The organism is Bacteroides sp. BFG-637, assembly GCF_024793605.1.
GTDB lineage: Bacteria > Bacteroidota > Bacteroidia > Bacteroidales > Bacteroidaceae > Bacteroides > Bacteroides vicugnae.
The window spans coordinates 4,320,159-4,333,828 of sequence record NZ_JANUPD010000002.1 but is presented as its reverse complement, the minus strand read 5'-3'; the positions used below and the strand labels follow the sequence as shown (position 1 = coordinate 4,333,828).

Below are 13,670 nucleotides of genomic sequence, written 5' to 3'. Positions count from 1 at the left end.
ATTAATAAAAACATTATTGATAGCATAATTAATTAATAGAAGGGGTAATTAATTCACCAATCATCATATTCCATTTATTATACCCATAATCGATCACCCTTATATTATCCTGTATATAAACTCATTAGATAACATATATATAGTATAACATCCAAGATATTCTAATTTTCAAGGTTCTAAAACCGTAAATTAATAAAAAAATTAATTATCTTTGTGTGAATTACCAAATAAGCATAGTTATGAACCAACAATTCTTGAAAGAAATAGAAAAGGGCTCTAAAAGCGCTCTCGTCAAAAAGAGAATTATTACACATTATATATATAATGGCAGTTCTACAATTCCCGATCTTTCAAAAGAGCTGGATTTAAGTGTACCAACTGTCACCAAATTTATTGGCGAAATGTGTGATGACGGATATATTAATGATTATGGAAAATTGGAAACTAGCGGCGGACGCCATCCAAACCTTTATGGACTTAATCCCGAATCCGGTTACTTTTTAGGTGTAGACATTAAAAGATTCGCTGTCAATATCGGCCTGATAAATTTTAAAGGCGATATGGTGGAACTGAAAATGAATATACCTTATAAATTTGAGAACTCAATTGAAGGGATGAATGAGTTATGCAAACATATTCTCAATTTTATAAAGAAACTCACTATTAATAAAGAGAAGATCTTAAATATTAATGTAAATGTATCGGGTCGTGTAAATCCTGAATCAGGATATAGCTTCAGCCAGTTTAATTTTTGAGGAGAGACCATTAGCAGATGTATTATCCGAAAAATTAGGATATAAAGTGACTGTTGACAATGATACGCGTGCCATGACCTATGGAGAATATATGCAAGGCTGTGTAAAAGGAGAAAAAGATATCATTTTTGTAAATGTAAGCTGGGGAGTAGGGATCGGAATTATTATTGACGGGAAGATCTATACTGGAAAATCCGGTTTCTCCGGTGAGTTTGGACACATGAGCGCTTATGATAATGAAATAATCTGCCATTGCGGCAAAAAAGGATGCCTGGAGACAGAAGCCTCCGGTTCAGCACTGCACCGTATTTTATTGGAACGTATTCAGAACGGGGAAAGCTCCATACTATCGACTCGAGTCGCCACAGAAGAAAATCCGATCACTCTTGATGAGATAATTGCTGCCGTGAATAAAGAAGACTTGCTTTGCATTGAAATCGTAGAAGAAATCGGGCAGAAACTGGGAAAACAGATTGCCGGACTAATCAACATCTTCAACCCGGAACTGGTAATTATAGGGGGAACTTTATCTCTGACCGGCGATTATATCACCCAGCCCATAAAAACAGCCGTACGCAAATACTCACTCAATCTGGTGAATAAGGATTCAGCCATTATAACATCCAAATTGAAAGATAAAGCTGGCATTGTTGGCGCTTGTATGCTAGCACGCAGCAGAATGTTTGAAAGCTGATTATCTTCTACGCTGGGAGAAAAAGTTATCTATAAAGCGAACGATATAGACTACTGCCACTCCGGCAACTACTAAAACAATAATACGACTCAACATAGATTACATTTTTATATTTCACATCTATTACATACACTGAATTTTCCTTTCATAGGAAATTGGATATTTTATAAAAATTAGAACGCTGATTATTAGTTAATAATCAGCGTTCTAATTTGAGAGCCGCTAGCCAGACTTGAACTGGCGACCTACGCGTTACGAATGCGTTGCTCTACCAACTGAGCTATAGCGGCGTTTGTCTCTCGTTTACGGCGTGCAAAATTACAGCTTTATTTGAGAAAACAAAAAGAATCCGATTATTTTTTGAGCTTATTTTTTAAATCAACTTTTGTTGACGTAATCTAAAACTTTTCTTTGCGCTCAAATTTCCCGTCCTCGGTATAATATTTCCATGTACCTTTCGGTTTATTATTTGCATACTTTCCACGAAGTTTCAAGGTACCATCTTCATAATATTCACGGTAACGGCCGTGACGTTTCCCTTCTTTTACTTCCGCTTCACTCTTCAATGCGCCTTCCGGATAGAACTCCCGCAACACATTCCCTTCAAACTTTTCGACATAGAAACGTTTCAGTTCGCTCATCTGCTCTTTCTCGGTTTCAGCATCTTCGTTCATTTCCTTATCATCTTCATCAGTAGCAATAGCAACGGCAACCTCTTCCGGTTGATATGGGCTATAATCCATCACATACTGCAAAGAAGCCGAGTGATCCTCTCCTATAATCTGCATAGTCCAGTAAGGGAATGAATACAAAACGTCTTTGTTTGATTGTATTTCATTCCATGTGGCAGGATTCATCATCGGTTTCAACTGGGAATAAAACTTGCGCACATCTGTATATAAGAAAATGGTAGGAACTTGATTTTAAATATGACAGTGCATTTTCAAAACCCGGATTATTTTTCAATAAATTCTTCTGCTCGTAATCTTCTACAAAGGAAAGTAAAGAAGCAGCTTTATTACTAAAAACGACATAATCGTCAACATAAGTATAGTATGGCTTCTCAAATTTATCAAATAGCTTCCCAAAGAACAAGCGGAAAAAGCCTTTCATCTCGATATAATTAATCTCGAAATCCTTATAATTAGCAGTCTTAATCTTAACCGGAGTACGTCGCTTAATCTTCTTTTCAATGAATTCCATGTTCTTACGGGCATCTTTAATACTTTTAGCCCTGATAGCCAGAATCAGTTCGGGATCATGCCCTAACAAACCTGGTTCGGATTGGGTAATAGCAAACTCTCCTGACATCCAACTCAAGAAGTTTTCTTCCAAAGATATACCGAATAGCCCTTCTTCTTTTTCCGGGAACTTTGATAAGAATCATACAGCTGTTTATTGTGAACCGACAGTGCATTCTCCAATTCCTTTACAAAAGTTACCGGACTATTGAAACCTATATTCGTATAAAGAGCTGTCCGCCCGGACAGAATCTCATGCGCTTTCATTTTATGTTTTCCCGAATTCAACAAAGCAGTGACATAAGGATCGGCAGAATCTTTTTTCAACGTATATCCTTTCACCTCCATCCTTTCCTTATTCATATTTAAATAAAGTCCCGCAAAATTCATGGAATTGCTAAACAGATCGATATACTCATTTCTTGTACCTAAATAAATAGACATAAATTGAGGTACACGCGCATAATTGATAAAGACCCTGACAAGCCCCTTACCGGAAACCAACTTCTCTGTTTCAATAAAAGACTGATCAAGCCCGATTTTAGGTTTATTACGAGAATCAATAGCCGACTCGACAAGTCCGGATGTATAAGAACCGACCAAATGATTATCGACAAAAGCAATATAGAAAATATCCCTCGTCTCGGGATCGCGCATTTCAAGGATATTAATGCCATTATGCATCCGGTTAGTCACAGTAAAACCACTCATAACCAATACGGTTTCAACCTGGTCTTTCAATAAGTCCATCTTTGATGTCTTCTGCATATCCAGGATAAGTAGAAAATCCCAATTAGTGGGACGAGTCTTATGGAGCGAAATAAGCATATCCCGCTCACCAACAAGCGACAATAATACCTTATTGCTTTTGACAACGGAATCCAGCTTCTCCACACTTTGCGTCACCTCCTCAAAAGATTTCGCTTTCTTCAGGCATTGCCACGTCTCGCTTCCACTAAACTTCTCCCAATCTTCAATCGGAGCCGATGACTGAATAATAAATGCCGCATCTTCCGGAACCAGATAGATCTGCTGAATATTCCGATCAGGCGAGACAAATAAATAAACCACGGAATATACAACATATACCGCCAAAGCCAATGCAGCCACAACTAAAGTTCTCTTCACTATTTTCGAGGTACTTTTTTTCTTCTCCGGGCCTGCATATTGCTCTTCTTGCCCGCAATTTAATTCATCCATTATTGAGTTGTTATAAACTTGAATGGACAAATATACAAAAAAAACTATTCTGAATAAAACATAAACCATTGACTCGTATCGTAAATATGTACTAACTTTACCGCATGAAAAAGAAATTCCAACTCGAAGTTCCGGGAGGAGCCGATAAGGTCTTACTTCATACCTGTTGCGCTCCTTGTTCATCAGCCATTATTGAATGTATGATGCAACATCACATTACCCCTGTTATCTATTATTGCAATCCTAATATCTATCCGCTGGAAGAGTATATGATAAGAAAAAACGAATGTACACGCTATGCCCAATCATTGGGATTGGAGATAATAGATGCTGATTACGATCATGAAAACTGGCGATGTCATATAGCAGGAATGGAGCAGGAACCCGAAAGAGGAGGACGCTGCCTGCGTTGCTTTAAACTACGCTTATTGGAGACCGCCCGTTATGCACACGAACATGGCCTTTCCGTAATAACCACAACGCTTGCTTCCAGTCGTTGGAAAAGTCTGGAGCAGATTAATGAAGCCGGACAATATGCCACTGCTTCATACCCGGATGTCACATACTGGGAGCAGAATTGGCGGAAAGGCGGACTTAGTGAACGACGCATTGCCATCATTAAAGAGTATAACTTCTACAACCAACAATATTGCGGTTGCGAATTCAGCATGAGAAAAGAAGAATAAAACGAACCCGACATCAGCAGCTAACCAATGAATCGAAGTAAAAAAAGTAAAAACAGAAAGCTATTCAAAAAGAAATCACATTCCAATAACAAGTTAGGATGTATCATCGCCATCATTGTGCTCATTCCTATTCTTTTTGGCGTCTATTTGTATTGCCAACAGATTAATATCCAGAAAAATAATGAACTGCAAACCGATGCTTCCCTTCAAATTCCACTTGGCAAAGATCTGGAGACACCCATATCATTAGCTCCCCGGCAAGAACAAATCATCCGGCATAGCGGATATACCGTATCATATAACAAAGATTTAAAGATCCCCAACTGGGTCTCTTACGAATTAACCCGGGAAGAAACCAAAGGAAAAGAAAAAAGAGGCAATCGTTTCATTGCCGATCCATTAGTGACAGGTCCGATTGCCACGAATGCCGACTACACCCGTTCAGGATATGATAAAGGCCACATGGCTCCTGCAGCAGATATGAAATGGAGCCCCGAAGCCATGAAGGAATCATTCTATTTCAGCAATATGTGTCCACAACATCCACAGTTAAACAGAAGAGGGTGGAAAAATCTGGAAGATAAAATCCGGAATTGGGCCATAGCAGATAGTGCCATTATTATTATATGTGGACCTATTATTGAAAAACAGCCTAAAACGATTGGAAAAAATAAAGTCGTAGTACCTCAACAGTTTTTCAAAGTAGTCCTATCCCCTTTTGTCAAACCGATACGGGCCATCGGCTTCTTATTCAACAACGAGCAGGCAGTAGAACCTCTATCTTCATATGTAGTCACAGTGGATAGCATCGAGAGCCTGACTAATATGGATTTCTTTGCCCCCTGCCCGACGAAATAGAAAACAGGATAGAAGCGGACGCTAATTATTCCTTATGGCCGAACTAACTTGCAAAACTCATTCAGCTGAAACGAATTTATCTCCATACGCCAATAGTATTCTGTTACAACAGTCCTTCACCTTATTATAAAAGGATGCCGTAGCGATTCTAACGGTTTCACACGGTATCATCAAGTAATTCAATTAGTCCCACATATTATGGGAAAGTATTCTTTTATATTGTGGGAAAGTATTCCCACAATATATGGAACTAATGGAGTTACTATACAAAAAAGGAAATACTATAAAGATCCGGATAAATCAAGAAAGGTGAAACGCAAGATGAAGAAACAGCTTCATAAACCGCACCAAAAGAAAACAAACTTTTGATGCGGTCGCCCTGTGATTCATCATGTAAAGAGAACAATCCTATCCAAATTCTTTTTATCTTTGGCGAACTTTTTAAATATACCTCAAAAGATGAAGAGAAAAAAGAGAAACATTCTATTATCCATTCTAATCGGAGCATTCCTCCTTTGTGCAATTGCCGGAGGCACCTTTTATTACTATCTGTTTGCTCCTCAATTTCATCCATCTAAAACTGTATATATTTATGTAGACCGGGATGATACAGCCGATTCTATCTACCATAAAATAAAAGAATTCGGGCACGTCAATAAGTTCGCCGGATTCCGGTGGATGGCAAAATACAAAGATTTCGATCAGAATATCCATACCGGACGTTATGCCATTCGCCCCAATGACAATGTCTATCATGTATATAGCCGCTTTTCCAGAGGTTATCAGGAGGCGGTCAACCTTACTATCGGAAGTGTCCGGACATTAGACCGGTTAGCACGAAGCATTGGGAAACAACTCATGATAGACTCTGCCGAAATCGCCAGCCAGTTATTCGACTCTACTTTCCAGGCTCAAATGGGATACACAACCATAACACTCCCCAGCCTTTTCATACCTGAAACCTATCAGGTATATTGGGACATGAGCGTAGACGACTTCTTTAAACGAATGAAGAATGAGCACGAACGCTTCTGGAACAAAGAACGTCTGGCACAAGCCACCGCCATCGGCATGACACCGGAAGAAGTCAGCACTCTTGCTTCCATCGTCGAAGAAGAAACCAACAACAATGAAGAAAAGCCAATGGTAGCCGGATTGTATATCAACCGTTTACATCAAGATATGCCTCTGCAGGCAGATCCTACCATCAAATTTGCACTGCAGGATTTCGGTCTGCGCCGAATCACCAATGAGAATTTGAAAGTCAACTCCCCCTATAACACCTATATAAATATCGGACTGCCTCCAGGCCCCATCCGTATCCCTTCTAAAAAGGGAATAGACAGCGTATTGAACTATACCAAACATAACTATATCTACATGTGCGCCAAAGAGGATTTTTCCGGAACTCACAACTTTGCATCCAATTATGCCGACCACATGGCAAATGCAAGAAAATACTGGAAAGCCCTGAATGAAAGAAAGATTTTCAAGTAAATTTGTAATAAAACGAACGGAAAAGCCTATCTTTGCCCGATAGATTAACAAACTGTGATCAACACTAAATAAAAGAAATATATATGAGCAAGCAACTCTTACTTGGCGATGAAGCCATTGCACAAGCTGCACTGGATGCCGGACTTTCTGGTGTTTATGCCTATCCTGGTACTCCTTCAACTGAAATTACGGAATATATTCAAATGGCCCCAATAACGACCGAACAGAATATACACAGCCGTTGGTGCGCCAATGAAAAAACAGCGATGGAAGCTGCGTTGGGTATGTCATTCGTTGGTAAACGGGCATTAGTTTGTATGAAGCACGTAGGTATGAATGTAGCTGCCGACTGTTTTGTCAACTCTGCCGTCACAGGCGTGAAAGGCGGATTGATGGTGATAGCAGCAGACGACCCCAGTATGCACTCTTCGCAGAACGAACAAGACAGCCGTTTCTACGGAGATTTCTCACTGATCCCCATGTACGAACCCAGCAATCAGCAGGAAGCGTATGATATGGTATACAGTGGCTTCGAATTCTCTGAAAAATTGGGCGAACCGATCTTGATGCGTATGGTAACCCGCCTTGCACACTCCCGCTCCGGAGTAGAACGCAAAGCACAAAAACCACAGAATGGTATCTCTTTCAGCGAAGATCCCCGTCAGTTCATCTTGTTGCCGGGAAACGCCCGCAAACGCTACAAAGTATTGCTTGCCCGCCAAGACGAATTTATCAAAGCCTCGGAAGAATCACCTTATAATAAATATACAGATGGTCCTAACAAAAAGTTAGGAATTATCGCTTGCGGTATAGGTTACAATTATCTGATGGAAAACTATCCTGAAGGTTGTGAATATCCGGTACTTAAAATCGGCCAGTACCCATTGCCTAAAAAGCAATTACATCAATTGATTGACTCCTGTGACGAAATCCTCGTTCTGGAAGACGGACAACCATTTGTAGAAAAACAATTGAAAGGTTATCTGGGCATCGGCGTTAAAGTAAAAGGACGCTTGGACGGCACTCTGTCACAGGATGGAGAATTAAATCCGGACTCTGTAGCCCGCGCCGTAGGCAAAGAGAATAAATCTGAATTCGGCATTCCTTCTGTTGTAGAAATGCGTCCGCCTGCACTTTGCGAAGGTTGCGGACACCGCGATATGTATATCACATTGACCGAAGTTCTGAAAGAAGAATACCCATCTCATAAAGTATTCAGTGACATCGGCTGTTACACGCTAGGTGCGAATGCTCCTTTCAACGCAATCAACTCATGTGTAGACATGGGCGCCTCCATCACGATGGCAAAAGGTGCGGCTGACGGAGGGCTTTTCCCGGCTGTAGCTGTCATCGGAGACTCCACATTCACTCATTCCGGAATGACCGGACTACTAGATTGTGTGAACGAGAATGCCAGTGTAACCATCGTCATCTCCGACAATGAAACTACTGCCATGACAGGTGGACAGGACTCTGCCGGAACCGGACGTATCGAAGCGATCTGTGCAGGTATCGGAGTAGATCCGGCTCATATCCGTGTCGTTACTCCGCTGAAGAAAAACTATGAGGAGATGAAGCAAATCATTCGCGAAGAGATCGAATATCGTGGTGTATCTGTCATTATTCCACGCAGAGAGTGTATCCAGACATTAGCACGCAAAAAAAGAAGTAAGTAAGCCATGAAGAAAGACATTATATTATCAGGAGTCGGTGGACAGGGAATTCTGTCTATTGCTACAGTGATCGGCAAAGCTGCCTTGAAAGAAGGATTATATATGAAACAAGCAGAAGTGCACGGAATGAGCCAACGCGGAGGAGATGTTCAATCCAACCTCCGTATCAGCGACCAGCCGATTGCTTCTGACTTGATCCCATCAGGTAAATGCGACCTTATTATTTCATTGGAACCCATGGAAGGATTGCGCTACCTCCCCTATCTTAGCCCTAACGGTTGGTTGGTGACTAACGAAACTCCGTTTGTCAATATCCCCAATTATCCGGAAGCAGACAAAGTAATGACAGAAATCAATAAGCTGCCTCACAAAATTGTGTTGAACGTAGACAAAGTAGCCAAAGAAGTAGGCTCCGCCCGTGTTGCCAACATTGTCTTATTGGGAGCAACGATTCCATTCCTCGGCATCAATTACGAGAAAGTGCAAGACAGCATTCGGGAAATCTTCCAGCGCAAGGGAGAAGCAATTGTAGAAATGAATCTTAAAGCATTGGCCGCCGGCAAGGAAATTGCAGAAAAGCTAATGTAATAACAGACATTATCATGAGTACACAATACTGGGAAGAAGAACTAGAAACCATGAGCCGGGAGAAGTTGCAGGAATTACAACTTCGACGGCTCAAGAAAACAATCAATATAGCTGCGAACTCCCCATATTACAAAGAAGTTTTCAGCAAACATGGCATCACAGCAGATAGCATACAATCATTAGACGATATCCGCAAATTGCCCTTTACTACCAAAGCCGATATGCGTGCCCACTATCCTTTCGGGCTGGTAGCAGGTGATATGAGCAATGATGGTGTACGTATTCACTCTTCCAGTGGTACTACCGGAAACCCGACAGTTATTGTTCACTCACAGCACGATCTCGACTCCTGGGCCAACCTGGTAGCCCGTTGCCTATACGCAGTAGGAATACGCAAGACCGACGTCTTCCAAAACAGCTCCGGATACGGTATGTTTACAGGAGGGCTGGGTTTCCAATACGGTGCAGAACGCCTGGGCTGCCTGACAGTTCCCGCTGCAGCAGGAAACAGTAAACGACAGATTAAATTCATCAACGACTTTAAGACTACCGCTTTACATGCTATTCCCAGCTATGCCATCCGCCTTGCCGAAGTCTTTCAGGAAGAAGGACTTGATCCCAAAGGAACCACACTGAAAACGCTGGTTATCGGTGCCGAACCTCACACCGACGAACAACGCCGGAAAATAGAAAAGATGCTGGGCGTAAAAGCATACAACAGCTTCGGTATGACAGAAATGAACGGCCCCGGCGTTGCTTTCGAATGTCAGGAACAAAACGGAATGCACTTCTGGGAAGACTGTTATCTGGTAGAAATTATCGATCCTGAAACAGGAGAACCCGTTCAGGAAGGAGAAATCGGAGAATTAGTGCTTACAACTCTCGACCGTGAGATGATGCCGTTAATCCGCTATCGCACCCGCGACTTAACCCGTATTCTTCCGGGGAAATGCCCCTGCGGCCGCACGCATATCCGTATCGACCGTATCAAGGGACGCAGTGATGATATGTTCATTATCAAGGGAGTAAATATCTTCCCGATGCAGGTAGAAAAGATACTCGTACAATTCCCCGAATTAGGCAGCAATTACCTGATTACACTGGAAACGGTCAACAACCAAGACGAGATGATCGTCGAAGTAGAATTAAGCGACCTTTCCACTGACAATTATATTGAACTGGAGAAGATCCGCAAGGATATAACCCGCCAATTAAAGGATGAAATATTGGTGACTCCCAAAGTTAAACTGGTAAAAAAAGGCTCTCTCCCACAAAGCGAAGGAAAAGCCGTCCGAGTGAAAGACTTAAGAGACAACAAATAACGATTCAAAATTCCATGTGCTAATATACCAACCGCTGTTCACCATGCGGAATGGAATATTAGCACATTATTTAATTAATATCATACAGCATGCAATTACTTAAAAAAAGAATTCTGCAAGACGGAAAGTGCTACGAAGGAGGTATCCTGAAAGTAGACGGTTTTATTAATCATCAAATGGACCCTGTCCTGATGAAATCAATCGGAGTTGAGTTTGTCCGCCGTTTTGCAGCCACAAACGTAAATAAGATTATGACGATCGAAGCCAGCGGCATCGCCCCTGCTATCATGACAGGCTACCTGATGGATTTACCAGTTGTATTTGCAAAGAAAAAGTCTCCTAAAACCATCCAGAATGCACTAAGCACCACCGTGCACTCATTCACCAAAGACCGTGATTATGAAGTCGTTATCAGTGCAGATTTTCTCACCCCGAACGACAATGTTCTTTTCGTGGATGACTTTCTCGCATATGGAAATGCCGCATTGGGCATTATTGACCTCATCAAGCAATCCGGAGCAAATCTGGTAGGAATGGGCTTCATTATTGAAAAAGCCTTCCAAAATGGCCGTAAAATGCTCGAGGAACAAGGTGTCAGAGTAGAAAGTCTGGCCATCATTGAAGACTTATCCAACTGCTGTATTAAAATCAAAGACGAGTAGATTGATTGGGGTTGACATACTGCCCCTTATCTTTCGTCCTTTTTCCATATTGCACCGCATGCTGCGGACAAACATGATAACATGCCAGGCATGAGGTGCAATCCATTCCCCAAACAGGCCTTCCGTCCACAACTTTAACATTCTCCACCGGACAAATCTTCTCACAACGCTTGCACCCAATACAAGCATCGGTAGCATAAAAATGCTTGGGAGACATCTGAAAACGATTAAACAACGGATTTATAATCCTCGTCTTGATAAAAGGCATACTCCCTTCATGACAGAGAAACATCTCTTCCCTCTTACTTATCAAAGCATTTATTTTACTGACAGTCGAAACAGCCTCCGCTAGTTTTTTCTCTTCCAACTCTTTATTATCCACGTCAAAACCGGGAAGCAAGACATAATTATTAGGCATAGTCACCGAAAAACCAGCGTGACATTCCCAACCTTTATTCTTCAATGCCTTCGCCAGCACTTGCTGGGTAAGCCCGGTATCATCACCACAGGAACAAACAAAAAACAAATATTGTCCTTTATATCCCTTTAAAGAAAGTTGTCGAACAAAGTTCAATACAATTTCAGGAGGTCCCCACGAATAGATAGGAAATACAAAGCCGATCTTTTCATCTGCCTGCAAACTAAACTCCAATGCTCCATTCTTTAGCGCATCGGGAATAAAAAACAACTCTTCTTTTTGCTCTTTGGAAAGCTGATTTGCAATCCACTTAGAATTACCTGTACCGGAGAAATAAAATATCATAGAAAAGTATATAAAAAAGCCGCATCGACGATGTGATGAAACTCTGATAGAACAAGATTTGAGCGCTCGCCCTCTTTGTAATCCACCGGCTTAAAGCTGTCCCGAAGGATGTGGCCCGCCATTGAAGAACGAAGCTTTCTCGGTGCATCAGATTAATTTGAAGAGTTTCCCGATCCAGTCGATACGGCTAATATTTTTGTATCACAAATGTAATAAGAATCTATGAGACTAACAAGAAAAAAAAGGAATTTGTTTACCTACTAACATTTTTTTCACTCCCTTTTATCCGCCTAACAAAAGAAAAGTGTCAGTTACTGGCTTAGTAACTGACACTTTGTAACTCGTAAACTATTGATGCTTAAGCAGCTTTAGCCTTAGCAACTACAGCTTTGAAAGCTTCCGGGTGATTCATAGCTAAATCAGCCAAAACCTTACGGTTTATTTCAATACCGGCTTTGTGCAGACCGCCCATCAATTTAGAATAAGACATTCCTTCAAGACGTGCAGCAGCGTTGATACGTTGTATCCAAAGAGCGCGGAAGTTTCTTTTCTTATTTCTACGGTCACGGAACGCGTAAGTCAAACCCTTTTCCCAAGTGTTTTTAGCTACGGTCCATACATTCTTTCTTGCACCAAAGTAACCTCTGGTCAATTTCAAAATTTTCTTTCTTCTTGCTTTTGAAGCAACATGATTTACTGATCTTGGCATAGTTTTACTTTTTTTGAATGTTAGCGCCGCTACTTCACGCAGCGAACTTCAGGCTAATGCATTCGGTTAATACTTTAATAATACTTTTACGCTTTTGATTACTTCATTGCTAAGAGTTCCTTAACCTGGCTTACATTTGTTGTATCAACAGTTGTAGAGTAGCACAGATTTCTTTTTCTCTTCTTGGATTTCTTAGTCAAAATGTGACTGTGAAAAGCGTGCTTTCTTTTGATTTTACCTGTTCCGGTAAGGGTAAACCTTTTTTAGAACCGGAGTTAGTCTTCATCTTTGGCATCTTACTTGTTTTTAAATTATTAAATATATAATGGCAACGCACTATACCTGCGCGTTACGCATCCTTTTCTTATTCTTCGCTCGTTTCCGGCTTCTCTGCTTTTTGTGCAGGAGCAGCAGGTTTCGGTGCTCCGGCTGTTGCAGGCTTTTTAGGAGCTTCTTTCTTCTTCGGAGAAAGCTGTATAGTCATACGCTTACCTTCCAGTATCGGCATCTGATCTACTTTAGCATAGTCTTCCAAATCATTCGCAAAACGAAGCAACAATACTTCACCTTGTTCCTTAAAAAGGATAGAACGACCTTTAAAGAATACATAAGCCTTCACCTTATCACCGTCTTCCAAGAATCCTTTAGCATGCTTCAACTTAAAGTTGTAATCATGGTCATCTGTCTGGGGACCAAAACGAATCTCCTTCACATTAACCTTCACCTGCTTCGCTTTCTGTTCCTTCTGACGTTTCTTTAATTGATAAAGAAATTTAGAATAATCAATAATACGACAAACAGGGGGTTGAGCATTAGGAGAAATTTCCACTAAATCCAATTCTTTTTCTTCAGCCATTTTCAGAGCCTGAAAGATTGGATATACTTTCGGTTCAATATCATCGCTTACTATGCGAACTTCCTTGGCACGAATCTGTTCATTGATTCTGTATTGCCCTTTTAGAGTGTCATTCTTCATTAAAAACGTTTACTTCCTGGTTTGATCTTTTTATTGTTATACTAAA

Annotated in this window: 9 protein-coding genes, 1 tRNA gene and 4 pseudogenes; 8 read left to right on the top strand and 6 right to left on the bottom strand. The window is 41.0% G+C overall.

What is annotated here, in order from left to right; genetic code table 11:
* Positions 1 to 239 precede the first annotated feature (239 nt).
* Positions 240 to 1,449: pseudogene (locus NXX38_RS16720) on the top strand (ROK family transcriptional regulator).
* Positions 1,450 to 1,666: 217 nt separating this feature from the next.
* Here NXX38_RS16720 and NXX38_RS16715 read toward each other — a convergent pair.
* Positions 1,667 to 1,739 (bottom strand) — tRNA-Thr (locus NXX38_RS16715).
* A 108-nt stretch (positions 1,740 to 1,847) separates the two neighbouring features.
* Positions 1,848 to 3,890, bottom strand: a pseudogene (locus NXX38_RS16710) (toxin-antitoxin system YwqK family antitoxin).
* A 104-nt stretch (positions 3,891 to 3,994) separates the two neighbouring features.
* Between NXX38_RS16710 and NXX38_RS16705 the strand changes: the two are divergent.
* From NXX38_RS16705 to xpt, 7 genes and pseudogenes are all read left to right on the top strand, one after another.
* On the top strand, positions 3,995 to 4,576 hold the full coding sequence (locus tag NXX38_RS16705) for an epoxyqueuosine reductase QueH (protein WP_258980302.1): 582 nt from the start codon (positions 3,995 to 3,997) through the stop codon (positions 4,574 to 4,576).
* 27 nt (positions 4,577 to 4,603) lie between these two features.
* Positions 4,604 to 5,481: pseudogene (locus NXX38_RS16700) on the top strand (DNA/RNA non-specific endonuclease).
* Between the two features lie 412 nt (positions 5,482 to 5,893).
* Positions 5,894 to 6,931: an endolytic transglycosylase MltG gene (mltG, locus tag NXX38_RS16695; RefSeq protein ID WP_258980301.1), complete on the top strand. Its 1,038-nt coding sequence runs from the start codon at positions 5,894 to 5,896 to the stop codon at positions 6,929 to 6,931.
* 83 nt (positions 6,932 to 7,014) lie between these two features.
* A complete protein-coding gene (locus tag NXX38_RS16690) occupies positions 7,015 to 8,607 on the top strand; it encodes a thiamine pyrophosphate-dependent enzyme (protein ID WP_217722784.1) in 1,593 nt (530 codons plus the stop codon).
* A gap of 3 nt (positions 8,608 to 8,610) precedes the next feature.
* A complete protein-coding gene (locus tag NXX38_RS16685) occupies positions 8,611 to 9,192 on the top strand; it encodes an indolepyruvate oxidoreductase subunit beta (RefSeq protein WP_258980300.1) in 582 nt (193 codons plus the stop codon).
* A 14-nt stretch (positions 9,193 to 9,206) separates the two neighbouring features.
* The gene (locus NXX38_RS16680; RefSeq protein WP_148366349.1) at positions 9,207 to 10,514 is read left to right on the top strand and encodes a phenylacetate--CoA ligase; all 1,308 of its coding nucleotides are present in this window, start codon (positions 9,207 to 9,209) and stop codon (positions 10,512 to 10,514) included.
* 89 nt (positions 10,515 to 10,603) lie between these two features.
* Positions 10,604 to 11,176 carry a xanthine phosphoribosyltransferase gene (xpt, locus tag NXX38_RS16675; RefSeq protein ID WP_008999223.1) on the top strand — a complete coding sequence of 191 codons (573 nt, stop codon included), beginning with the start codon at positions 10,604 to 10,606 and terminating at the stop codon, positions 11,174 to 11,176.
* On the opposite strand, the gene NXX38_RS16670 is transcribed toward xpt, so the two are convergent.
* From NXX38_RS16670 to infC, 4 genes and pseudogenes are all read right to left on the bottom strand, one after another.
* Positions 11,163 to 11,939 carry an EFR1 family ferrodoxin gene (locus NXX38_RS16670; protein ID WP_258980299.1) on the bottom strand — a complete coding sequence of 259 codons (777 nt, stop codon included), beginning with the start codon at positions 11,937 to 11,939 and terminating at the stop codon, positions 11,163 to 11,165. The two genes, xpt and NXX38_RS16670, sit on opposite strands and share 14 nt — an antisense overlap.
* Positions 11,940 to 12,297: 358 nt before the next feature.
* A complete protein-coding gene (rplT, locus tag NXX38_RS16665; RefSeq protein WP_004297540.1) occupies positions 12,298 to 12,648 on the bottom strand; it encodes a 50S ribosomal protein L20 in 351 nt (116 codons plus the stop codon).
* 98 nt (positions 12,649 to 12,746) lie between these two features.
* Positions 12,747 to 12,943 (bottom strand): annotated as a pseudogene (gene rpmI, locus NXX38_RS16660) (50S ribosomal protein L35).
* Between the two features lie 69 nt (positions 12,944 to 13,012).
* Entirely contained in the window at positions 13,013 to 13,624 is a 612-nt protein-coding gene (gene infC / locus NXX38_RS16655; RefSeq protein WP_004307244.1) for a translation initiation factor IF-3, read from the bottom strand.
* Between the last annotated feature and the right edge of the window lie 46 nt (positions 13,625 to 13,670).